This is a genomic window from Nocardioides sp. (assembly GCF_030655615.1).
Taxonomy (GTDB): domain Bacteria; phylum Actinomycetota; class Actinomycetes; order Propionibacteriales; family Nocardioidaceae; genus Nocardioides.
Genome location: NZ_JAURVJ010000185.1, coordinates 1 through 22,185, shown reverse-complemented (window position 1 = coordinate 22,185; position 22,185 = coordinate 1). Strand labels below are relative to the sequence as shown.

General features: G+C 69.7%; 23 protein-coding genes, 4 tRNA genes and 1 pseudogene. 8 read left to right on the top strand and 20 right to left on the bottom strand.

What is annotated here, in order from left to right:
• From Q7T52_RS15610 to Q7T52_RS15595, 4 genes are all read right to left on the bottom strand, one after another.
• The coding region (locus tag Q7T52_RS15610; protein WP_304804074.1) for a ferredoxin family protein at nucleotides 1–231 on the bottom strand (231 nt) is incomplete at its 3' end.
• A gap of 13 nt (nucleotides 232–244) precedes the next feature.
• A complete protein-coding gene (locus tag Q7T52_RS15605; protein WP_304804072.1) occupies nucleotides 245–1,219 on the bottom strand; it encodes a diiron oxygenase in 975 nt (324 codons plus the stop codon).
• 225 nt (nucleotides 1,220–1,444) lie between these two features.
• The gene (locus Q7T52_RS15600; protein WP_304804070.1) at nucleotides 1,445–1,942 is read right to left on the bottom strand and encodes a VOC family protein; all 498 of its coding nucleotides are present in this window, start codon (nucleotides 1,940–1,942) and stop codon (nucleotides 1,445–1,447) included.
• A gap of 27 nt (nucleotides 1,943–1,969) precedes the next feature.
• On the bottom strand, nucleotides 1,970–2,737 hold the full coding sequence (locus Q7T52_RS15595; RefSeq protein ID WP_304804068.1) for a pirin-like bicupin family protein: 768 nt from the start codon (nucleotides 2,735–2,737) through the stop codon (nucleotides 1,970–1,972).
• A 50-nt stretch (nucleotides 2,738–2,787) separates the two neighbouring features.
• On the opposite strand from Q7T52_RS15595, the gene Q7T52_RS15590 reads away from it, so the two are divergent.
• Complete coding sequence (locus tag Q7T52_RS15590) at nucleotides 2,788–3,255, top strand: MarR family winged helix-turn-helix transcriptional regulator (RefSeq protein WP_304804066.1); 468 nt, start codon at nucleotides 2,788–2,790, stop codon at nucleotides 3,253–3,255.
• 48 nt (nucleotides 3,256–3,303) lie between these two features.
• Here Q7T52_RS15590 and Q7T52_RS15585 read toward each other — a convergent pair whose 3' ends face one another.
• From Q7T52_RS15585 to Q7T52_RS15550, 8 genes are all read right to left on the bottom strand, one after another.
• Nucleotides 3,304–3,768, bottom strand: coding sequence for a PPOX class F420-dependent oxidoreductase (locus Q7T52_RS15585; protein WP_304804065.1), 465 nt, complete (start codon nucleotides 3,766–3,768; stop codon nucleotides 3,304–3,306).
• 51 nt (nucleotides 3,769–3,819) lie between these two features.
• On the bottom strand, nucleotides 3,820–4,263 hold the full coding sequence (locus Q7T52_RS15580; protein ID WP_304804063.1) for a hypothetical protein: 444 nt from the start codon (nucleotides 4,261–4,263) through the stop codon (nucleotides 3,820–3,822).
• A gap of 4 nt (nucleotides 4,264–4,267) precedes the next feature.
• Nucleotides 4,268–4,759, bottom strand: a complete 492-nt coding sequence (locus Q7T52_RS15575) for a GNAT family N-acetyltransferase (RefSeq protein WP_304804061.1) — start codon at nucleotides 4,757–4,759, stop codon at nucleotides 4,268–4,270.
• Nucleotides 4,756–6,744 carry a threonine--tRNA ligase gene (thrS, locus tag Q7T52_RS15570; RefSeq protein WP_370692329.1) on the bottom strand — a complete coding sequence of 663 codons (1,989 nt, stop codon included), beginning with the start codon at nucleotides 6,742–6,744 and terminating at the stop codon, nucleotides 4,756–4,758. The genes Q7T52_RS15575 and thrS overlap by 4 nt, the downstream gene beginning before the upstream one ends.
• Before the next feature lie 131 nt (nucleotides 6,745–6,875).
• Nucleotides 6,876–7,583: an NADPH-dependent F420 reductase gene (locus Q7T52_RS15565; protein ID WP_304804059.1), complete on the bottom strand. Its 708-nt coding sequence runs from the start codon at nucleotides 7,581–7,583 to the stop codon at nucleotides 6,876–6,878.
• A 145-nt stretch (nucleotides 7,584–7,728) separates the two neighbouring features.
• Nucleotides 7,729–8,970, bottom strand: a complete 1,242-nt coding sequence (locus Q7T52_RS15560) for a hypothetical protein (RefSeq protein ID WP_304804057.1) — start codon at nucleotides 8,968–8,970, stop codon at nucleotides 7,729–7,731.
• A gap of 86 nt (nucleotides 8,971–9,056) precedes the next feature.
• Nucleotides 9,057–10,334 (bottom strand): HAMP domain-containing sensor histidine kinase, encoded by a 1,278-nt coding sequence (locus Q7T52_RS15555; RefSeq protein ID WP_304804055.1) that lies wholly within the window; start codon nucleotides 10,332–10,334, stop codon nucleotides 9,057–9,059.
• Nucleotides 10,335–10,549: 215 nt separating this feature from the next.
• A tRNA-Val gene (locus Q7T52_RS15550) sits at nucleotides 10,550–10,624 on the bottom strand.
• Between the two features lie 194 nt (nucleotides 10,625–10,818).
• On the opposite strand from Q7T52_RS15550, the gene Q7T52_RS15545 reads away from it, so the two are divergent.
• Complete coding sequence (locus Q7T52_RS15545) at nucleotides 10,819–11,235, top strand: SsgA family sporulation/cell division regulator (protein WP_304804053.1); 417 nt, start codon at nucleotides 10,819–10,821, stop codon at nucleotides 11,233–11,235.
• A 28-nt stretch (nucleotides 11,236–11,263) separates the two neighbouring features.
• On the opposite strand, the gene Q7T52_RS15540 is transcribed toward Q7T52_RS15545, so the two are convergent.
• Entirely contained in the window at nucleotides 11,264–12,085 is an 822-nt protein-coding gene (locus Q7T52_RS15540) for an aminotransferase class IV (RefSeq protein WP_304804051.1), read from the bottom strand.
• 135 nt (nucleotides 12,086–12,220) lie between these two features.
• Here Q7T52_RS15540 and Q7T52_RS15535 point away from each other — a divergent pair.
• From Q7T52_RS15535 to Q7T52_RS15520, 4 genes are all read left to right on the top strand, one after another.
• Nucleotides 12,221–12,293 (top strand) — tRNA-Gly (locus tag Q7T52_RS15535).
• 42 nt (nucleotides 12,294–12,335) lie between these two features.
• Nucleotides 12,336–12,409, top strand: a tRNA-Cys gene (locus tag Q7T52_RS15530).
• 25 nt (nucleotides 12,410–12,434) lie between these two features.
• Nucleotides 12,435–12,509 (top strand) — tRNA-Val (locus tag Q7T52_RS15525).
• Between the two features lie 323 nt (nucleotides 12,510–12,832).
• Complete coding sequence (locus tag Q7T52_RS15520; protein ID WP_304804050.1) at nucleotides 12,833–13,231, top strand: very short patch repair endonuclease; 399 nt, start codon at nucleotides 12,833–12,835, stop codon at nucleotides 13,229–13,231.
• On the opposite strand, the gene Q7T52_RS15515 is transcribed toward Q7T52_RS15520, so the two are convergent.
• Entirely contained in the window at nucleotides 13,232–13,894 is a 663-nt protein-coding gene (locus Q7T52_RS15515) for a VC0807 family protein (RefSeq protein WP_304804048.1), read from the bottom strand.
• A 333-nt stretch (nucleotides 13,895–14,227) separates the two neighbouring features.
• On the opposite strand from Q7T52_RS15515, the gene Q7T52_RS15510 reads away from it, so the two are divergent.
• On the top strand, nucleotides 14,228–16,183 hold the full coding sequence (locus Q7T52_RS15510) for a potassium transporter Kup (RefSeq protein ID WP_304804046.1): 1,956 nt from the start codon (nucleotides 14,228–14,230) through the stop codon (nucleotides 16,181–16,183).
• 1 nt (nucleotide 16,184) lies between these two features.
• On the opposite strand, the gene Q7T52_RS15505 is transcribed toward Q7T52_RS15510, so the two are convergent.
• Nucleotides 16,185–16,436: a hypothetical protein gene (locus Q7T52_RS15505; RefSeq protein WP_304804044.1), complete on the bottom strand. Its 252-nt coding sequence runs from the start codon at nucleotides 16,434–16,436 to the stop codon at nucleotides 16,185–16,187.
• A 163-nt stretch (nucleotides 16,437–16,599) separates the two neighbouring features.
• Between Q7T52_RS15505 and Q7T52_RS15500 the strand changes: the two genes are divergently transcribed.
• Entirely contained in the window at nucleotides 16,600–16,731 is a 132-nt protein-coding gene (locus Q7T52_RS15500) for a hypothetical protein (protein ID WP_304804042.1), read from the top strand.
• 781 nt (nucleotides 16,732–17,512) lie between these two features.
• Here Q7T52_RS15500 and Q7T52_RS15495 read toward each other — a convergent pair.
• The 5 genes and pseudogenes from Q7T52_RS15495 to Q7T52_RS15475 form a co-directional block, all read right to left on the bottom strand.
• On the bottom strand, nucleotides 17,513–17,782 hold the full coding sequence (locus tag Q7T52_RS15495) for a hypothetical protein (RefSeq protein ID WP_304804040.1): 270 nt from the start codon (nucleotides 17,780–17,782) through the stop codon (nucleotides 17,513–17,515).
• A 44-nt stretch (nucleotides 17,783–17,826) separates the two neighbouring features.
• Complete coding sequence (locus Q7T52_RS15490; RefSeq protein WP_304804038.1) at nucleotides 17,827–18,930, bottom strand: TrkA family potassium uptake protein; 1,104 nt, start codon at nucleotides 18,928–18,930, stop codon at nucleotides 17,827–17,829.
• Nucleotides 18,923–19,891 (bottom strand): YihY/virulence factor BrkB family protein, encoded by a 969-nt coding sequence (locus tag Q7T52_RS15485; RefSeq protein WP_304804036.1) that lies wholly within the window; start codon nucleotides 19,889–19,891, stop codon nucleotides 18,923–18,925. Before Q7T52_RS15485 ends, Q7T52_RS15490 begins: the two co-directional genes overlap by 8 nt.
• A gap of 88 nt (nucleotides 19,892–19,979) precedes the next feature.
• The gene (locus Q7T52_RS15480) at nucleotides 19,980–21,383 is read right to left on the bottom strand and encodes a cation:dicarboxylate symporter family transporter (protein ID WP_304804034.1); all 1,404 of its coding nucleotides are present in this window, start codon (nucleotides 21,381–21,383) and stop codon (nucleotides 19,980–19,982) included.
• A 236-nt stretch (nucleotides 21,384–21,619) separates the two neighbouring features.
• Nucleotides 21,620–22,185: pseudogene (locus Q7T52_RS15475) on the bottom strand (glycine hydroxymethyltransferase); the annotation flags it as partial.

Genomic DNA, 22,185 nt, shown 5'->3' with positions numbered 1-22,185 from the left:
CAGCTCGACGAAGGGCTGCTGCTCGGGGAGCCCGAGCGTGTCCGGTGAGATGGCGCCCACCGGGCAGGCGGTCACGCAGGCACCGCACCCGACGCAGGAGCGCGCGTCGATGTAGAGCATCTCGGCCGTGGCGAAGCCGGGCTCACCGGGGGCGGGGTGGATGCAGTTGACCGGGCAGGCGACGACGCACGAGGCATCGGCGCAGCACGACTGGGTGACGACGTACGCCATCGGACGTCGACCCTCAGGAGGCCGCGGACGCGGGCTGGCTGCGGAAGCGCGAGCTGCGACCGTCGATCTTCATCAGGCGCCAGACACGGCGCGAGACGGGGTTCATCATGCCGGTCTCGTCGGCGAGCATCCGGACGTCGCCGAACAGGTCGCGCAGGAACTTCTGCGCCTCCTCGCTCTCCCAGTAGAGGTCCTTGATGACCGACTTGGGGATGCCCATGTCCTTCTGGGCCTGCTTGCTGGGGACCAGGATCTCGTTGCAGAGCCACTTCATGATGACGGGCACGGCGACCGAGAGCACTGCTCGCTCGTGACGCTTGAGCCGCGGGGCCTTGTGGATCAGGTATTGGTGGGCGAAGCCGATGTGGCGCGCCTCCTCTGCGACGTGGATCTGCATGATCCGCTGCAGCAGCGGGTGCATGTCGTCGCCGGCGCGCAGGATCGACTTCTGCACGTGGTCAATGGGCTCCTCGCCGGCCAGGACGCCGTAGAAGAACGCGAACGGCACGACGCGGGCGGCCAGTGGCAGCACCGGGCCGAGGGTGCGGAAGAGCCGCGACCCGCCCCGGACCTCCTGGCCGGAGCGGTTGACGAACTCCTGGAACATCTGGGTGTGGTGGCACTCCTCGGTCGCCTCGTGCGTCGAGTAGCGGAACTCGGGCGAGCCGTTGGGCAGCGCGAGCGCGTAGTTCATCAGCCCGGCGATGAGGATCTGCTCGAACTGCAGCCCGACCTTGGTGACGTTGGCCTGGCGGTAGAGCCCGATCCGGATCTGCTCGTCCTGGGGCAGCCCGCGGTACCAGGCGTGGCCGCCGAGGACGTCGACCTCGGGCAGGACCCACCGCTCGTCGGTGGGGTCGATCGCGAAGTCGGGGTGGTCCCAGTCGATGTCGAGGAACGCGTCGAAGTGCTGCTCGACCGAGGCCTCGCTGAGCGTCCTGAGCCGCTCCTCGTAGGTCTGGAACGGGGCCTCGTGCGTGGCGGTCATGGGTCACCTCTCGTCGTCGGGAGTGATCACCGGTGACGTTAGTGCGACGTGGTGTTGCATGTAAAGGGTATGTGTGACGTTTCGTCTCAGGTACTTGGTGAGCACGCGGCGGCAGGGATACCCGGTTCACCGGGTATCCCTGCACTTAACGGGGGTTGCAACACCCACGAACTGCCGGAATACCCGGCCCACCGGGTATTCCTGCCGTCGGCCGACGACCCACCGTCAGAGCACGTGCTCCCCGTACATCTCGCCCAGCGGGTCGGCAATGAGCTCGATCCGCGCGCCATCGGGGTCGCGGAAGTAGACCGACACACCCGAGTGCACGACGTGCTCGACGCCGGCGGCCTCGAGCTTGCCGACCAGCCGCTCCCAGTGGATTGGGTCCACCGAGATCGCGCAGTGGTGGAGGCCGCCGAGCACCTCGGCGTACGGCCCCACGTTGAGGCCAGGAAAGTCGAAGAACGCGAGCAGGTTGCCGTTGCCGAGGTCGAAGAAGAAGTGCGACGACCCCGGGTAGTCGCGGTTGTCGATCAGCTCGGTGAGCGGGAACTCCAGCAGGTCCTGGTAGAACCGCACCGTCGTCTCGACGTCGCTGCTGATCAGTGCGGTGTGGTGGAGGCCGCGCGCCGACGACGCCGGCCGCTCCCCCGCCGGCTTGAGGTGGGTCTCGCGGATGCGGGCACGCTCGGCCTCGACGGCCGTCAGGTCGACGTCAGACATGGTGATCTCCTCTGGTCAGCACGGTGGTCAGGACGCGATCCCGGCGTGCATCTCCCACACCAGGATCTCAGCGGGCTCGATGGCCGTCACGCGCTGCCCGCCGGTGGCGGTGAAGCGGACGGCGTCGCCGGTGTCGAGCGGGCCGGCGCCCTCGAGGGTGACGGAGCCGCGCGGGACGAACAGGTGGAGGTACGGCGCCTCGGGGAGCTCCACGCCCTGGCCGGGCTCCAGCCGAGCCGCGTGCAGGGCGGCGTACTTGTTGCGGATGCGGATCGCGGCGTTGCCGTCGTGCTCGGGCATGCCCGAGGCGACCGGGACGAGCGCGCCGCTCATCAGGTCGGAGTCGATCTCGAGCTGCTCGTAGCCGGGCTCGACGCCGCTCTCGTCGGGCACGACCCACATCTGCACGAAGTGGACGGGCTCCTCGTGGGCGTTGCCCTCGAGACGCCAGGAGTCGTTCTTCTCGGAGTGCAGGATGCCGCGGCCGGCGCTCATCCGCTGGGCGAGGCCGGGATAGATCAGCCCGCTGTGGCCGGTCGAGTCCTGGTGGACCAGCGACCCGCGCATCACCCAGGTGACGATCTCCATGTCCCGGTGCGGGTGGGTGTCGAAGCCCGTGCCGGCGTCGACGACGTCGTCGTTGTTGACGAGCAGGAGTCCGTGGTGCGTGTTGGTCCGGTCGTGGTGGTGACCGAAGGAGAACGAGTGCTTGCTGTCGAGCCAGTCGTACCTGCTGGCGAACCGCTCGTCCGAGCGTCGTACGTCGACCTGGGGGTTGAGCTGCATGGTGGTCATGATGCTCCCAACTTAGGTGACACGTCAACTATTCCGGGTAGACTGGTCGCATGACCTCCGACTCCCCCTGGCTGAGCGCCGACCAGCAGCAGGCCTGGCGTCGCTGGATCGCCCTGCTGACCGCGCTGCCCGCCACCCTCAACCGGGAGCTGCAGGACACCGAGGGGCTGTCGTTCAGCGACTACGACGTGCTCGTCGCGCTCACCGAGACCGAGGGCGGCCGGCTGCGCGTCGGCGACCTCGCGGCGGCCGTCGCCTGGGAGCGCAGCCGGCTCTCCCACCACCTGCGCCGGATGGAGAAGCGCGGGCTGGTCGAGCGCGAGGAGTGCGAGGACGACGGCCGCGGGTCGTGGGTGGTCGTGTCGGAGGCGGGCGTCGCGTCGATGGAGCGGGCCGCCCCGTCGCACGCGCGGCTGGTGCGCGAGCTCGTCTTCGACGACCTCACCGACGCCGAGCTGGCCGTCCTCGACAAGGTGCTGGACGGCGTACTGACGAAGGTGCGTGCGAACGGCGGCTGAGGTGCGGACGGCGGCTGAGGTGCGAGCGCAGCGAGCCTCGAAGCCCCGTCAGTCCGCCAGCCGCGCCGGGAACCCGCCGGTGGCGACGGGACCCCACCGCGTCGGCGTGACCCGCAGCAGCGACTTGCCCTGGTCGCGCATGGCCTGGCGGTACTCGTCCCAGTCGGGGTGCTCCCCCGCGATGCAGCGGTAGTAGTCGACCAGCGGCTCGACCGAGTCGGGCGGGTCGATGACCTCGCACGTCCCGTCGACCTGCACCCAGGCGTCGTTGAACTCGTCGCTCAGCACCAGCACCGTCACCTCGGGGTCGCGCCGCGCGTTGGCCGTCTTGGCCCGCTCGGGGTACGTCGAGATCACCAGCCGCCCCTCCTGGTCGACTCCCCCGCTCACCGGGCTCGCCTGCGGGCTGCCGTCCCCGCGCTTGGTGATCAGCACGAACCGGTGACGCGGGCGGACGAAGTCGAGCAGCTCGTCGAGCTCGACCTGGGTGGCGGTGGCGATGGTGCGAGGCATGCGCCCAGGCTAGACGTCACGGTGGTGAAGCCGGGCGAGCGCTCGGCCGGGTCAGCCGCCCGCAGTCACGACTGAGTCGTCCACGAGCCACTGCCCGCCGGAGTCGACCATCACGAGAGGGTCCTCCCGCTCGACCACCTGCCCACCGACGGTGGAGCTCGAGGCCACGGTGAAGGTGATCGGCGACGCCGAGCCCGAGTCCCCCACGACCCGGTAGGAGAAGTCGTCGCCGGCCACCTCGAGCATGACGTCGATGCACTCGGCCCAGGCGTCGTCCTCCTGCTGCTCCTCGAGTGTCGAGAGCCCGCGCAGGACGATGCAGTCGCGCCGGCCGACGGCGTCGTAGAACAGCCCGACCGCCTCGACGGCGTCCGCGGGAGCGGCGGCCGCGGACGACGCAGGAGCGTCACTGCTCGGCGTACCGCCCTCGTCGGAGTCGCCACCGCACCCGCTCATTGCGAGCGCCCCGCCGACGACGAGACCGGTCAGGCGCACGCGTTCACTCGACCTTGGTGCGCCAGGAGTAGCGGACCCTCTCGGCGTCCTCCTCGGCGCCACGGCTCTTGAACGTCGCGCGCGCGCCGGCGTTCTTGTCGCCGGTGCCGGTGACGACCCAGACGCTCTCGCAGAAGGTGTCGCGCGCGAGCGGCTCGAGGGCGTCGAGCAGGGCGTGGCCGATCCCGCGACCGCGGTGGGTCTCGGCGACGCGCATGTCGTAGATGAACATCTCGGTGCCGCGGTCGGGATAGGTCAGCTCGATGACGGTGAGCATGCCGACCGGGTGGTCGTCGTCGTAGGCGAGGAGCAGGTGGTGCTGCGAGTGGCCGAGGAAGCGGCGTACGGCGTCGGGGCGCAGCTCGTTCTCGAAGAGGTGCGCCGCGGCGTCGACGTCCTCGGCCGTGACGGCCAGGCGGATCTCGAGCGTGCCGTCCTCGACCTCGACGGTCTGGGTGGTGGCCTCGTCGAGCGTCTCTTCTGCGTCGGTGGTCATACCTGCTCCCTTGCGTTGACTGCGGTGGCCACCCGCGCGATGGCTTCGTCGATCGGTACGCCGTTGTCCTGGCGGCCGTCGCGGTAGCGGAACGACACGGCCCCCGCCTCGATGTCGTCGTTGCCGGCGATCATCATGAACGGCACCTTCTGCAGCTGGGCGTTGCGGATCTTCTTCTGGAACCGGTCGTCGGAGTCGTCGACCTCGACGCGCAGGCCCTGGGTCTTCATCCGCCGGGCGACGTCGTGCAGGTAGTCGCTGGCGAAGTCGGCGACCGGGATCGCCTGGACCTGGACGGGGGCGAGCCAGGGCGGGAACGCGCCGGCGTAGTGCTCGACGAGCACGCCGAGGAAGCGCTCGATCGACCCGAACTTGGCCGAGTGGATCATCACCGGCTGCTTCCGGGTGCCGTCGGAGGCCTGGTAGGTCAGGTCGAAGCCCTGCGGCTGGTTGAAGTCGTACTGGATGGTCGACATCTGCCAGGTGCGGCCAATCGCGTCCTTGGCCTGCACCGAGACCTTGGGGCCGTAGAACGCGGCGCCGCCGGGGTCGGGCACGAGCTCGAGGCCGGACTCCTCGCACGCCACCCGCAGCACCTCGGTGGCGTTGTCCCACTGCTCCTGCGAGCCGACGAACTTGTCGGGCTTGGAGTCGTCGCGGGTCGACAGCTCGAGGTAGAAGTCGTCGAGGCCGAAGTCGCGCAGCAGCCCGAGGACGAAGTCGAGGAGGTGCTTGATCTCGGCGGGCGCCTGCTCGGGGGTGACGTAGGAGTGCGAGTCGTCCTGGGCGAAGCCGCGCACGCGGGTCAGGCCGTGGATGACGCCGGACTTCTCGTAGCGGTAGACGTGGCCGAACTCGAAGAGCCGCAGCGGCAGCTCGCGGTAGGACCGCCCGCGCGACCGGTAGATCAGGTTGTGCATCGGGCAGTTCATGGCCTTGAGGTAGTAGTTGGCGCCCTCGAACTCCATCGGCGGGAACATCCCGTCCGCGTAGTAGGGCAGGTGCCCCGACAGGTGGAACGTCTGCTCCTTGGAGATGTGGGGAGTGCCGACGTAGTCGAAGCCCTCCTCGATGTGGCGCTGGCGGACGTAGTCCTCCATCTCGCGCTTGATCACGCCGCCCTTGGGGTGGAAGACCGGCAGGCCGGAGCCGATCTCGTCGGGGAAGCTGAAGAGGTCGAGGTCGCGCCCGAGCTTGCGGTGGTCGCGCTTCTCGGCCTCGGCGATCCGCTCGAGGTGGGCGTCGAGCGCCTCCTTGGACTCCCAGGCGGTGCCGTAGATGCGCTGGAGCTGCTTGTTCTTCTCGTCGCCGCGCCAGTACGCCGCCGCCGACCGCATGAGCTTGAAGGCCGGGATGCGCTTGGTGGTGGGCAGGTGCGGGCCGCGGCACAGGTCGCTCCAGGCGACCTCGCCCTTGCGTTTGACGTTGTCGTAGATCGTCAGCTCGCCGGCGCCGACCTCGACGCTCGCGCCTTCGGCCGCGTCGTCGCTGTTGCCGGAGCCCTTGAGCCCGATCAGCTCGATCTTGTAGGGCTCGTCCTTGAGCTCGTCGAGCGCGTCGCCGTCGGTGGTGACCCGGCGGCTGAACCGCTGGCCTTCCTTGACGATCTTGCGCATCCGGGTCTCGATCTTGTCGAGGTCCTCGGGCACGAACGGCGTCGGCACGTCGAAGTCGTAGTAGAACCCGTCGACGATCGGCGGCCCGATCCCGAGCTTGGCCTCGGGGAACAGCTCCTGCACGGCCTGCGCCATCACGTGGGCCGCTGAGTGGCGCAGGATGTCGTGGCCGTCGTTGCTGTCGATCGCCACGCCCTCGACCTCGTCGCCGTCGGCCAGGTCGTAGGAGAGGTCCTTGAGCTCGCCGCCCACCCGCGCCGCGATCACCTCGGTGTCGTCGGCGAACAGCTCCCAGGCCTTGGTGCCCGTCGTCGTCGCCCGCTCCTCACGCTCACCGGCGTGGATGCGGACGACCTTGATCTCGGACACGTGGAGCCCCTTCGTCGGGTTGAGCGGAACCTCGATCGTATCGACCGCTCACCCCGCCACTCGACGGCGGCTGAGGCCTCGACGGTGGCTGAGGTGCGAGCGAAGCGAGCCTCGAAGCCCCGACGCCCGGCTCACTCCATGTCGCGATACCGCTTCGCCTGCGCGAGCAGCCCGTCGAGCCGGGCACCGTCCGCGTGCACCGGGTGCTCGAAGTCGCCGTTGTCGACGTAGAGCCCGACGTACGCCGGGGTGTCGCGCTGGTAGCGCCAGCCCTCGGCCAGCGGACCGACATCGTGGGCGTCGTACCCGAGCGAGTCGAGGAGGTCCGACGCCGTCTTCTTGGCGTCCGCGTCGTCGCCCGCGATGGCGAGCACGCTGCGCTCAGGGTCGCCGGAGGGGCGGGCGAGCGAGAGGAGGTGGAGGGAGTAGATGTTGTTGAACGCCTTGACCACGTGGGAGGTCGGCAGGTGCGCCTGGAGCAGCTCGGAGACCGTCGTCGACTCGTCGTCGAGCTCGGCGATCTGGCCGTCGCGCTGCGGGTAGTAGTTGTTGGTGTCGAGCACGACCTTGCCGGCCAGTGGCTCGACGGGGACGTCGGCGTACGCCTTGAGCGGCACGCTCACGACGACGACGTCGCCAGCGGCGGCCGCCTCGGCCGCGGTCGCGGCCCGGGCGCGCGGCCCGAGCTCCTCGACGAGGTCGGCGAGCGTCTCAGGCCCGCGGCTGTTGCTGAGGACGACGTCGTGGCCGGCCGCGACCGCGAGCCGGGCGACGGTGCCGCCGATGTTGCCGGCGCCGATGAGACCGAGGGTCAGGGGTGTGGTGGTCATGCCAGGCACAGGCGCCTGAGCCGCGCCGATATTCCGCGGCGGGCAGCGGCGGCTGAGGTGCGAGCGCAGCGAGCCTCGAAGCCCGCTACTCCCGAAGCAGCGGCGGCTGAGGTGCGAGCGCAGCGAGCCTCGAAGCCCCGCTACCCCAGCTCCCTCAGCACCCGTCGAACTGCAGCCCCGGCTTGAACCGCTTCCGCACCCCGACCAGCGTCACCTCGTCGTTGGCCGCGAGCGGCCCGTCGGCGACGAGCGCCTCACCGAAGAGGAACCCGATCCAGCGCCGCTGCGGTCCGGTGCCCTTGCTGATGAACCGGCCCCACTGCTCGAACCCCACGTTGATGGGCGCCGACAGCCGCTTGCCATAGACGGCCTGCACCTGCGCGTTGGTCGAGCCGACGCCGAGGCCCTTGGTGGTCCGCGGGCGCCGCCCGTTGACGTCGATCTCGGTGATCCGGTCGGCGTCGTTGACGAACACGACGTACTGCCGCTTGAACGGCGCCTTGGGCTGCAACCGGATCGGGTCGCACTCGCCGTTCGGGACGTCCTGGTTGAACTCACCGGTCGCCATCGCCTCGGCGACCGTCATACCCGCGCGTCCCTTGCCGACCTGGCCGAACCGGATGACGCGCGTCTGGACCGGCGCCGTACGTCGATCCGCCACGGCCTGGGTGGCCCGGGCCGGAGCCGGCTGGGTGTTGACCATCTCGATCTTGATCGGCGTGCCGATGCCGCCCGGCGCGATCTCGCAGGCCTGGGAAACCGTGGGGACGACGTGCTTGGAGCAGCCCATGACGCCGGACTCGAAGCCGACCGCTGAGCCGTCGACGGTGAGGGTGCCGTCGAGGGTGAACTTGACGCCCTTGAGGTCGAAGGCGCCGGCGGCGTCGGTGACGTCGGTGATCGTGGCCCCCTTGGTGCCCCTGGCCAGGGTCGAGACCGTGACGCCGGCGAGCGGCTGCTTGGTCCCGAAGTCGACCACCTTGCCCGCGACGTAGGCCGGGTTGGCGTAGATCTTGCCGAGCTTGGCGCCGGCCGGGTAGCGCTTGCCGCCGTTGAAGGCCCCGGGCTGGAAGTACTTGGGCGAGCCGCCCGCGACGCCGAACTGGTAGCGGCCGGCGACGAGCTCGGTGAAGTACTTGTTGCCCGCGGGCGCCTTGAGCGCGAAGAAGCCCTTCTTGTCGGTCTTGCCCGTGGCGACGACCGAGCCGAGGCCGTCGCGGGTCAGGGTCCGCAGCCGCACGGTCGCCCCCTTCACCCCGGCCCCGTTCTGGACGTCGACGACGCGTCCGGTCGTGACCTTCTTGGGTGGCGCGGCAGAGGCGGGCACGGCGTACGCCGGCACGAGGACGAGCGGGACGAGGAGGCTGGCGAGGCACGCCGACAGGACCTTGATCATGCGCCGCAGGCTAAGCCTCGAGCCTTCCGGTTGTCTGTAGGAAACCTTCAGGACTTGCCGTCTCGCGACCACGCAACAGCGACACGTCACGGCGGCGACTTGTCAGCCTGCCAACCGTGGTGAGCCAGCGGTAGGTCGACGACGACCGTCGTACCCCGGTCCTGCGCCGACTCCACCGAGACCGTCCCGTCGTGGTTGTGGACGACGGTCTCGACGATGTTGAGCCCCAGCCCGGAGCCCGGGGTCTCGTGCTGACGGACGAGCGACGAGCGGAAGAACCGGGTGAAGAGGTCACCCTGCTCGGCCTCGGGGATGCCGATGCCGTTGTCGGCGACCTCGAGAAGCGCGTGCCCGCGCTCGACGCAGAGGCTGCAGCGGACCCAGCCGTCGTCCTCGGTGAACATCACGGCGTTGGCCACCAGGTTGCGCACCATCCGCTCGAGCCCGTCGGCGTCGCCGTGGAACACCACCGGGACAGGCGGCACCTCGAACGTCACCCGCACACCCCTGCTGTCGATGAGCGCCTGCAGCGTGCTCTCGACGGCCAGCACCACCTCCTTGAGGTCGACGGCGAGGTGGTCGTGACGGTCGGGGCCGTGCTCGTGGTGGGCGAGGGTGAGCAGGTCGTCGGCCAGCGTCGTGATCCTCTCGCTGTTGCGACGGATCGCGTCCACCATCGCGACCTGGTCGTCGCTCAGCTCCCCCGCGGCGCCGTCGTGGAGCAGGTCGGTGAAGCCGTTGATGATGGACAGCGGGGTGCGCAGCTCGTGGATCACCGTGGTGAGGAACTCGGTCTTGACCCGGTCGATCACGCGGAGCCGCTCGAGGGCCTCGCGCTCGGTGGCCGAGGCCGCCGCGAGGTCGACGCGGGACTGGGCGTTGAAGAGGTAGGCGCTCGCCACGTCGGCAAGCGTCTGGGCGGCCGCCATCTCCGGCTCGGTGAGCAGCCCCGCGGTCTTGCGGTAGAGGTCCAGGGCGCCGAGGCCGCGGCCCCGGTTGCGGAGCGGAAAGGTGAAGACCGCGACCAGCCCCTCCGACCGGGCGATCTGCGCAAACCGCGGGAATCGGTCGTCCTCGGCCAGGTCGGGGATCGAGATGGGCCCGTCGGTCAGGTGCGCGGCGAGGCAGGGCCCCTCGAGCAGGTCGGTCTGCACCCGCTCGAACCGCAGCGCCGACTCGTCCGACGCAGCGACGTACCGCGGCACGTACGTCGGCGAGATGAGCGTGACGCCGGCGGCGTCGATCTCCAGGATGTCAACGATGGCCTCGACAAGACGGTCCAGGATCGCCTGAATGGCGAACTCGGTGGTCAGGGTGTGCGCGAACTCGCTGAGCACACCGGCCAACCGAGTCTCGACCACCACGAGATTTCCTGACGCCACGGATCGTCTCCGCGGGGTCCGGGCGGACTGTCGTCCGGGGGTATCTCCGACGACATCGTGCTGTGCGACGTGGACCCCCGGTAGCCAGGATAAGCACGGAAGAGCTTGTTTCCCCCACTTTGGCCGAGTGTCGTGTCAGGTAGTGACAGTGACGGGCGACCTACGCCGACGAATCCGCGCCCAATCGAGGCAGATTCTGGCGGGCGATACTGGGTTCGAACCAGTGACCTCTTCGGTGTGAACGAAGCGCGCTACCACTGCGCCAATCGCCCCCGTGCGGTCGCCGACTCTAACGCATGTGCGCCGAGACCTCCCACTCGGTCACCTTCCCGTAACGCTTCCGAGAAATCTGCGTTGTTCAGGCAACCGAATCACCTCCAGGTGCGTCGATAGCACTGAAGCCCCCGGGCTTCGTCCTTCGCCTCCCCCGGCCCCCACTGGTATCGGAACAAGGAAACCCTCCCCAATGACCCAGCAACCGCTTGCTCCCGCGGTCACCGCCGACATCGCGCTCCACTGCGACGACGAGCTCGGACGCCCGATGGCGTTCATCGCGACCTTCTCCTACGACGCCCTCGACCCGTACGCCGTCCGCGTCACCTTCCACGTGCCCGCCGGCGACATCCCCTGGGTCGTCGCCCGGAGTCTTTTGACCCGCGGCCTCGGCGAACCCGTCGGCGAGGGCGACATCCGCCTCCGCCCCGGCCTGGACGAGGACGGCCGCGCCGTCGTACGGATGGATTTCCACTCCCCCGAGGGCCGCCTCCAGGTCGAGGTCCGCACCGCCGACCTCCTCGCCTTCCTCGGCCGTACCTGGCTCGCCGTCCACCCCGGCGATGAGCGTGTCAACGTCGACGCCCTCCTCGACGCCCTCCTCGCCTGAGCCACGCAGTGCGAGGGCACTGAGCCGCCTACAGAGCGAGCAGCAGCTCTGGCTCGCGGGCCTTCCAAGCGTCAGCCGCACTCAACGTCACGGGCCCGACCGGGATAGAACGCTCCCCCCACCGCACCACCGGCTGCACGTCGCGGGTCGTCGACACCAGGAAGACCTCGTCCGCCGACTCAGCGACTGAGATCGGTTCATCCACCTCGACGCCGCCGAACCAGTCCAGCAGGAGCGCCCGCGTCACCCCGGCCAGGCAGCCGCTAGCGAGCGTCGGCGTGCGGAGCTCGCCGTCGACGACGTAGAAGACGTTCGACCCGGTCCCCTCGCACAGGCGCCCCGCCAGGTTCGCGAAGATCGCCTCCGAACCCCCGAGCCGCTTGGCCTCGGCCAGCGCGACGACGTTCTCGGCGTACGACGTCGTCTTGAGCCCCGCCAGCGCCCCGCGCTCGTTGCGGGGCCATGGCACCGTCACCACGGTCGTCGTCTCCTCGGAGGGCGCCATGGGGGCCGCTACGACGACCACGGTCATCGGGAGCTCCCCCCGGCCGGACCCGAGCGGCGCCGGTCCCCCGGTCAGCGTGATCCTGATGCGGCCCAGCGGCAGGTCCTGCCCGTCGAGCACCGCGGTGATCCCGGCCCGCACGGCGGCCTCGTCGACGTCGCCGAGCCCGAGCCCGGCAGCCGACCGTCCGAGCCGCGCCAGGTGCAGGTCTAGCGCGAACGGCTTACCGCCGACGACCTTGATCGCCTCGAACACCCCGTCGCCGACCGTCAGGCCGTGGTCGATGACGCTCACCGCCGGCCCGGTCGGGTCGTCCAGCAGGGCTCCGTCGATCCAGGCACGCATGGGCGTCACTGTAGGCAACGAGGGCGTTACGACACGACGACGGCGGTACCGGTTTTGGCCCACTCCGACGCATCGGGTACGGTTCTCACGCACTCAAGGACGGCCAACGCAAGGGCGGCTGACACCAGGTTGCAGGCGGACATAGCTCAGTTGGTAGAGCGCAACCTTGCCAAGGTTGAGGTCGCGAGTTCGAGTCTCGTTGTCCGCTCGGAGAGGTCAGTGTCACGGCCCGACCTCCAACCAGTAGCACGGTGGGTTGGCCGAGAGGCGAGGCAACGGACTGCAAATCCGTGTACACGGGTTCAAATCCCGTACCCACCTCCACACGACAACTCAACAGCACCACCACGGACGATTGGCGCAGTGGTAGCGCGCTTCCTTGACACGGAAGAGGTCACTGGTTCAAACCCAGTATCGTCCACCAGTCCGAGCAGCAGGTCAGGCCCGTTTCCCCAAAAGGGAGGCGGGCCTTCCTATTGCCTGGACTCCTCCTGCGGCTACGCCGGAACGGCAGTCAACTGCGCTCCACCCGTACTCCGCTCTGGTGCAGACATGGTCGATCGCGGACGACGATGTGTGCCGTCGGGTCCCCGTGGCTGAACCGCCGCACTCACCACGTCGGCAGTCTGCGTCCCCCTCCGAGCCCTCCCGGTCCGGCTCTACGGATCCACGCTGGAACTGAGTCAAGATGACGACGTGCCGACCGAGCCATCCCGCACTCGCCCCGGGGGTGAACTGTCAGCCAAGATGTCGACCCTGGCGCGTCGCGACACCAAGCCGGAGCTCCTCCTACGCAAGGAGCTGCACCGGCGAGGACTTCGCTACAGGGTCCAGGTGAAGGTGCCCGGCAACAAGCGCCGGACCATCGACATCGCGTTCACCCGCGTGCGCCTGGCCGTCTACATGGACGGATGTTTCTGGCACGGTTGTCCGACGCACGTGCACCGACCGAAGGCGAATCGCGAGTGGTGGGACTGGAAGATCGCCCGGAACCGCGAGCGGGACGAGGACACCACCCGTCGGCTGGAGGAGGCCGGGTGGCGTGTCCTGCGGGTCTGGGAGCACGTTCCCCCGACCACGGCCGCCGACCTGGTCGAGGCGACCTGGCGTGAGCTCGGAGGGGTGACCCGACCGGGCGCCACCTGATCAGGCTGCGGACACGCTGTCGTGCCGCAGGACGACCAGCGACGCCCAGATCGTGACGGCGACCGCGAGAGCGGTCATGCCGATCATCGCGCTGCTCTTGATGAGCACGAAGTTGGCCACCGAGAGCGAGGCCAGGAGCCAGAAGCCGACGACGCCCTTGGCGACGCACACGCCGCCCCACATGAGGGTCAACCGCCAGAAGAGGCGGCGCACACGGGGGTGGCCGGCCAGGTCGGGGCTCATCGGGTAGAAGTCGGCGGCCAGGCGGTCCACGAGGGGGCGGGCCGTGGCGAGGGAGATGAGGAAGACGACGGCCACGATGGCGTCGCTGACGACCGGCTGGAGGAAGTAGATGTAGGTGTTGCCGGTCGAGAGGGTGAAGATCGTGCGGATCGTCAGGATGGTCGACGTCAGGATCAGCAGGCCCGACATCGAGCGGCCGGTGAGCCGGCGCCAGGCGATCGCGCCGTAGGACCAGCCGAGGGCCGTCAGGATCGCCGTCGTGATGCCGGCGACCTCGAGGACCGCGTAGAACAGGACCGCGGGGACGGCGCAGGCGACGAGCAGGCTCATCGAGAGCTGGCGCATGATCGCCCAGAGGGCGGCACCGTGCGGGCACGTGTGGGTGGCTACGGCCGGGGGTGCGACGTCGAGCGAGGTCATCGGGCCTTCCTGCGTCCGCTGGTCACGGTCGGCTGGTGAGGTGCATCAGGAGCGACTGGACAGAGACGTGGGGTGATCTCTCGGCTGGTTAGGACAGTACGGGTGGTTCCTGAGGATTCGGCATTCGCCGGCGGTCACTTGATGGCCGATCGGGTGGGTCGGGATGGCCTGAGCGGGTCTCGTGACGGCCGCGGGCGGCCCCTTCCAGGTCGGCTGCGGTGGTCTCGACGCGGGCTCGCCAGGGCTCGCCCGGCTCGACCACCGTGGGAGCCGTGTGCCGCCACACGACACGGGGTGAGGGCGGGCCGAGCGGGCAGGGCTACCTTTCGACGCATGGGGACCCCGCAGCCGGACCTGACCGAGGACGAGGTCCGGGAGGCGCCTGAGACGTCGCACGGCAAGAAGGCGACCGCGGCGCTGACGCTGGGGGCGCTGGGGATCGTGTTCGGCGACATCGGGACGAGCCCGATCTACACGATGCAGACGGTGTTCAACCCCGAGGACCCGCACCCGGTGTCGGTGACGACGGACCACGTCTATGGGATCGCGTCGCTGATCTTCTGGTCGGTGACGGTCCTGGTGACCATCAAGTACGTGCTGATCGTGCTGCGCGCCGACAACGAGGGCGAGGGCGGGATCCTGTCGCTGATGACGCTGCTCACCAAGCGGGACGCGCCGGGGTCGGCGCGGACCAAGGTGGTGCTGGCGGCGCTCGGGATCTTCGGCGCGTCGCTGTTCTTCGGCGACAGCATGATCACGCCCGCGATCTCGGTGCTGTCCGCGGTCGAGGGCCTCGTGCTGGTGCAGCCCTCCTTCGAGCCGTACGTCGTCCCGGTGACCGCCGTGATCATCGTGCTGCTCTTCGCCGGGCAGCGGTTCGGCACCGAGAAGGTGGGCCGGCTGTTCGGGCCGGTGATGGTGGTGTGGTTCTCGACGATCGGGGTGTTCGGGGTCATCGGGATCGTCGGCGACCCCGAGGTGCTCAAAGGGCTGTCGCCGACGTACGCCGTCGAGTTCATGGTCACCGACTTCGGCACCGCCTTCTTCGCACTGGCCGCCTGCGTGCTGGCCATCACCGGCGCCGAGGCGCTGTACGCCGACCTCGGCCACTTCGGTCGGCCCGCGATCGCGCGGGCGTGGCTGTTCGGCGCGTTCCCGGCGTGCATCCTCAGCTATCTCGGCCAGGCGGCGCTGATCCTCGAGGACTCCAGCAACTCGCGGGCGCCGTTCTTCCTGCTCGTGCCCGACATGCTGCTCGTGCCGCTGGTGCTGCTCGCGACCGCGGCGACGGTGATCGCGTCGCAGGCCGTCATCACCGGGGCGTTCTCGGTGTCGCGGCAGGCGGTGCAGCTCGGCTACCTGCCGCGGCTGCGCACGCTCTACACCTCCGAGGAGACCTCGGGCCAGATCTACGTGCCGTGGATCAACTGGGTGCTGATGATCGCGGTGCTGGTGCTGGTCTTCAGCTTCCGCAGCTCGGCGTCGCTGGCCTACGCCTTCGGCATGGCCGTGACCGGGACGATCGCCCTCGGCACGGTGCTGCTCGCCTACATGGCCCGCAAGCACTGGGGGCTGCCGCTGCCGCTGGTCGCCTTCGGCACCGTGGTGTTCCTGTCGATCGAGCTGCTCTTCTTCGCCGCCAACCTGACCAAGCTCGAGAGCGGTGCGTGGCTGCCGCTGCTGATCGCGACCGCCGTGTTCACCGTGCTCATGAACTGGCAGTCCGGCCGCGCCCAGGTGACCCGGCAGCGCAACCACCACGAGGGCCAGCTGCTCGAGTTCGTCAACGAGCTGCACGCCCGCCAGCCACCCCTGCGCCGCACCCCCGGCACCGCCGTCTTCCTCAACCGCGACAAGGAGACGACCCCGCTGGCGATGCGCGCCAACGTCGAGCACAACCAGGTGCTCCACGAGCACTGCATCGTGCTGTCGGTCGAGACCGTCCTCGTGCCGACCGTGCCCGAGGGCGACCGGATCACCGTCGACGACCTCGGCTGGAGCGACGACGGGATCGTGCACGTGCACGCCCGCTACGGCTACACCGAGAGCCCCGACGTGCCCGCGATCCTCGCCATGGCGCGCGGGATGACCGGCGAGCTGTCGGTCGAGCCGGAGGACACGACCTACTTCGTCTCCCACATCGAGCTGCGCGCCGGCACCGACCCGGGCATGCCGAAGTGGCGCAAGCGGCTCTTCATCGCTACGGCCGGCATCTCCGCCGACGCCGTCGGTTACTTCAACCTGCCGCGCGACCGCACCGTGATCATGGGGTCGCAGATCGACGTGTGAGTCAGTCGCGGCCAGCGTGGAGACCGAAGCGGACCAGCGGTACGACGGCGTGCCACAGCATCACCAGGACGCCGAGGGCCAGCAGCACGTGGCCCGGGACCGCGACCACGGTGGGCCAGGGGTCGTCGGCGCGGCCGCGCAGGTAGGCGGCGAGCACGTAGAACGGGACGGCCGCGGCGGTGAGCAGGAGGCCACGGAGCATGCCGTGGCGTCGCCTCTGGCGTGCGGTCGGTACGTCGTCGGCGGGCGTCATCGGGGTCGGCTCCGGTGGTCTGTGGACGGGTCGGGGGCAAGTCTGGCCCAGTCCCCCATCACCCGTTTGAGAGCACGAGTGTCCACCCGGGGGTGAGGTCGCACCGTGGGCCGCGAGGCAGGCTCGCTCCCATGAACACGACTCCTGACGCTGGTGAGCTTCGATGATCCGCCGCTACCTGGCCGGGATCATCACCGGGACCGGGGACCTGCTGGGTCGCCGCCGCGCCGAGCCCGAATGCTGGTGGGGCGTCTCGGCCGAGGTGCTGCCGAGCAAGCCGATGCACGCTCGCTGAGCGATCTCGGACTTCTTCGCCGATTCTGCTGCGGGCGTCGTACGCCGGCCGCTAGCGTTGCCGTTACCGAACCACTGGAGACCCGAGACTCCAGTGGTTCGGTTTCGTTTTGCCCCGATCCGTCAGCTCGTCCGGTCCTTGTCCTGCGTGCAACGTTCGTGCAACGCGGCACCACCAGAATGGCGCGATGATCGGTCGATGCCTCGCCCTGGTCCGCGCGATCGGTGGCCGTCGCCGGCCCCGGCCGGAGTGCTGGTGGGCGCCCGAGGACGGCTCAAGGTAAAGAGATCTCGATTTCGGCGATTTTGCTGCGGAGGGTGCGCGGCGGTCGCTAGCGTTCCTCCTACCGAACCACTGGAGACCCGAGACTCCAGTGGTTCGGTTTCGTTTTGCCCTGTGTGGCCTGGGTCCTGGGGTTGTGACGCGGGCCACGCTGTGAGTCTTTCGCTTTCGCTGCGGGGCTCCGTGGTGCGTCGGTAGCGTGGGGTTCACCGAGCTGCTGGGGACCCGAGACCCCAGCGGCTCGGTTCCAATTTGCGTCCATGTCGATGGACCGTTGGCAGGGACGCTGCGGGGGTTTCGAGGCTCGGCCGTAGCCGGCCGCGCACCTCAACCGCCGTCGGGTCGGGATGGGTGCGTCGGCGGCGGGGGTTTCGAGGCTCGGCCGTGGCCGGCCGCGCACCTCAACCGCCGTCGGGTCGGGATGGGTGCGTCGGCGGCGGGGGTTTCGAGGCTCGGCCGTGGCCGGCCTCGCACCTCAACCGCCGTGGGTCGGGTGGGGCTAGAGCGGGGTCAGCAGGGCGGCAGGGAGCCACTCCTCGACCGTCAGCCAGCCCCCGGGACGCACCTGGGCGGCGTAGACGACCCGGCCCTCCCAGCCGGTGGCCGCGGGGCGCCACTCGACGAGGAGCCCGGGACGTTTGACGCCCTGGCCGTCGGCGGCGTCGGCGACCCAGCAGTGGCGCATCGGGCAGGGGTCGGGGGCGGGTGGGCCGGTGGTGCGCTCCGACAGCGGGAGGCCTCTCCCCCGTTGGTTCATCCCGCCGGCCATGCGTCCGATCGTCCCACACGATCGAACGTGTGTTCGAAGAAGGGCTAGTCGTCCTCGTCGGTGGCGAAGTCCTCGTTGTGGGTGCCGGGGCGGGGGGCCCAGGGCAGCTCCTTGGCGGGGCGGACGACGACCAGCCGGTCGCCGCGGGCGAGGAGGGCGACGACGGGGTCGAAGTAGCGGTAGACCTGCTCGTCGCGGACGACGGCGATGACCTGGTCGGGGACCGACTGGGGCTGCTTGCCGACCTCGGTGACGAGCAGCTCGCGCTCGGCGACCTCGAGGCCCTCGCCGTAGGTCAGCAGGTCCTCCATCACCGTGCCGAGGGTCGGCGAGAGGGTCGAGAGGCCGATGAGGCGGCCGACGGCGTCGGAGGAGGTGATGACGGAGTCGGCGCCGGACTGGCGCATGAGGGGGGCGTTCTCCTGCTCGGAGACCGAGGCGACGATCCAGGCGTCGGGGTTGAGCTGGCGGACGGTGAGGGCGGCGAGGACGTTGGAGTCGTCGCGGCCGGTGCAGATGATCACCTGGTCGGCCTCCCCCACGCCCGCGCGGCGCAGGACGTCGCGGCGGGTGGCGTCGCCGGTGACGACGGCGAGGCCGTCGGCGTGGGCGTCGGCCAGCGCGATGGCCGAGGGGTCGACGACGACGACGCCCTCGCGGTCGATGCCGTTGCCGACGAGGGTCTCGACGGCGCTCCGGCCCTTGGTCCCGTAGCCGATGACGACGACGTGGTGGCCCATGTTCTTCCTCCATCGGGAGATGCGGATCAGCTCGCGTCCCTGCGAGGCGAGCACCTCGAGCGTGGTACCGATCAACAGCACCAGGAACGCGATGCGGGCGGGCGTGATGACGAACGCGTTGACCAGCCGCGCGGTGTCCGTGACCGGGGCGATGTCGCCGTAGCCGGTCGTGCTGAGCGTGACGGTCGTGTAGTAGAGCGAGTCGATGAGGCTGATCTGGCCGGTCGGGTCGTTGTTGTCGGCGTAGCCGTCACGGTCGAAGTAGACCAGCAGCACGGTCCCGACGAGGATCGTCATCGCCAGCAGCAGCCGGCGGCCGAGCACGAACCACGGCGAGCGGGTGCGCTCGGGAAGGTTGACCTTGCCGCGGGCCGGGTTGGCCGCCGTACCGGTCAGGTGCTCATCCACGCTGCGAACCTAGGGCACGCAGTCGCGCCATCAGCTCGAGCCTCGCGCGCGACGTGTGCTTCTGCGGGAAGACCTCGTCGAAGGCGGCGTTGACCGCCGCGCCGATGAGGACGGCGAGCGCCACGACGTAGAGCCAGAGCAGCACGGCGATCGGCGCGGCCAGCGGTCCGTAGATGGACTTCGAGTCGGCGGCGGTGACGGTGAGGACCCAGCGCAGCACGTAGGAGCCGACGATCCAGGCCACCAGGGTGAAGGTCGCGCCGGGCAGGTTGAAGGTCCAGTTCGTCCGCACCGGCACGGACACGTGGTAGAGCGTGGCCAGGAAGCAGATGCAGACGACGATGACGATCGGCCAGTAGAACGTCATCAGCACGTCGAGCGAGGCAGGCAGCAGGTCGCGGACCAGGTGCGGCCCGGCGACCACCAGCGGCAGCGAGATCGCGCCGGTCACCATGGCCAGGATGTAGAGGACGAAGGCCAGCGCGCGGGTCTTGACGATCCCGCGGTGGCCGCCGAGCCCGTGCATGATCGTGATGGTGTCGACGAAGACGTTGAGCGCGCGCGAGCCCGACCACAGCGACAGCACGAAGCCGAGCGAGATCACGTCGAGCCGGCCGCCCTCGAGGACGTCGTTCATCGTCGGCTCGATGACCTGGTCGACCGCCCGATCGGTGAGGAAGGTGCCGCTCAGGTCGATGACGGCCCGGCGCACCTCCTCGACCTGGTCGGCACTGAACTGGCTGGAGACGTAGCCCACCGCGCCGGCCAGCGCGAAGACCAGGGGCGGCACCGACACCACGGCGAAGAACGCGCCCTCGGCGGCGAGGCCGGTGACGCGGTACTTGAGGCAGGACGAGACCGTCGTGACGATGAGCCGCCACAGGACGTGGCCGGTCCGTCGGGCCCGTTCGGCGAGCACCGAGCTCGGCTTCACCGCCGAGCCGGTGGTCTCCGAGGTCATGCCGACACGCTAACGGCGAGCGGGGCCTGCTTCGTGGAAGCAGGCCCCGCTCGCCGGGAGTGATCTGTCGTACGCCGTCAGGCGCGCGTCACGCGTGGGCCGGGGTCTTGTCGAGCGCCGACGGCGTGGCCGAGGCGGGCTCGTCGTCCGGGGTGTCGTCGACGTCGTCGGCACCGTGGTCGTCGAGCATGGTGGTCTCGTCGAACGGGTCGTCGCCGGCCAGCACCCGGTCGAGCTGGGCGCGGTCGAGGCCGCCGGTCCAGTGGCCGACCAGGACGGTGGCGATGGCGTTGCCGGCGAAGTTGGTGACCGCGCGGGCCTCGGACATGAAGCGGTCGATGCCGACGATGAGGCCGACGCCGTCGACGAGCTCGGGACGGTGCGAGCTCAGGCCGCCCGCCAGGGTCGCCATACCGGCGCCCGTGACGCCCGCGGCCCCCTTGGACGCGATCATCATGAAGACCAGCAGCGAGATCTGCTCGCCGATCGACAGCGGGTCGCCGAGCGCCTGGGCGATGAACAGCGAGGCCATGGTCAGGTAGATCGCGGTGCCGTCGAGGTTGAACGAGTAGCCGGTCGGCACGACGACGCCCACGGTCGGCTTGTCGACGCCGGCGTGCTCCATCTTGGCGATGAGCCGCGGCAGGGCCGACTCGGAGGACGAGGTGGAGACGATGATGAGGAACTCGCGGCCGAGGTACTTGAGCAGCATGAAGACGTTGACGCCGGTCGCGACCTTGAGCAGCGTGCCGAGGACGACGAAGACGAACAGCGCGCAGGTGACGTAGAAGCCGATCATCAGCACGGCCAGGCTCTTGAGGGCGTCGGCACCGGTGGCTCCGACGACGGCGGCCATGGCGCCGAAGGCACCGACGGGCGCGGCCCACATGATCATCGCCAGGACGCGGAACACGACGCGCTGGATGTGCCCGATACCGCGCAGGATCGGCTTGGCCGAGCTGCCCATCTGCTGCAGCGCGAACCCGACGAGCAGCGCGACGAGCAGCGTCTGCAGGACCTCGCCGGAGGTCAGCGCCGAGAGCATCGAGTCGGGGATGATGCCGAGCAGGAAGTCGGTGGTGCTGCCGTGGCCCTCGGCCGCCTGCTCCTGGCCGGAGCTGGCGAGCGCATCGGTCAGCTCGAGGTTGGAGCCCGCGTGCAGGATGTTGCCCACGACCATGCCGATGGCCAGCGCGAACGTCGACATCGTGACGAAGTAGATGAGCGCGAGCCCACCGACCTTGCCGACGCGGGCGGCGCTGGCGACCGAGCCGACGCCGATGACGATCGTGCAGAAGATGACCGGCTGGATCATCATCCGGATCAGGTCGACGAACCCGGTGCCGAGCGGCTTGAGCTCGACGGCGAAGTCGGGGAACGCGATGCCCACCGCGATGCCGGCGACGACCGCCACGATCACCGCGATGTAGAGGTAGTGGGTCCGGTGCTGGACCTTGGTCGGGGTCGTTCCGCCCGTGGTGTCGGTGCTCATGCTGCCTCCCGGCTGGCGTGCTGCCGGGTGGTTCCCGGTCCGGGGTCCACTGTCGTGGGGTGTGTGGCCTGCGTCACCCTTGTGTTCGTTGTGGTCGCGGTCACTTTCGCGTCCGGCCCCACCCCACCCGGTGGTTGCGTCGGTGGAGCGCTGCGGGGGTCTCGACGCGCAGAGACTTCGTCCCTGCGGCTCGACCACCGTCGGCTGGCGATCACCGTGCGGTGATCACCGTGGGCTCAGGTGAGCTCGAGGCCGGGGTAGAGGGGGTGCTTGTCGAGCATCTCGGCGGAGGCGTCCTTGACCTTCTGGGCGACGCCCTCGGCGAGGTCGTAGGAGGCCTTGGAAGGGGTGCCGGCCTTGGTCGTGCCGGCGGTGGTGTTGTCGAGGACGTGGACGATGAGCTCGGCGACCTGGTCGAACTCGTCGTGGCCGAAGCCGCGGGTGGTGAGCGCGGGGGTGCCGAGGCGGATGCCGGAGGTGTACCAGGCGCCGTTGCTGTCGGCGGGGACCGAGTTGCGGTTGGTGACGACGCCGGCGTCGAGGAGGGCCGACTCGGCCTGCCGGCCGGTGAGTCCGTACGACGACACGTCGAGGAGCACGAGGTGGTTGTCGGTGCCGCCGGTGACGAGCGAGGCGCCGCGGGTCAGGAAGCCCTCGGCCAGGGACTTCGCGTTGTCGGCGACCTTGCCGGCGTAGTCCTGGAAGGAGGGCTGGCGGGCCTCCGCAAACGCGACGGCCTTGGCGGCCATCACGTGCGAGAGCGGGCCGCCGAGGACCATCGGGCAGCCGCGGTCGACGCTGG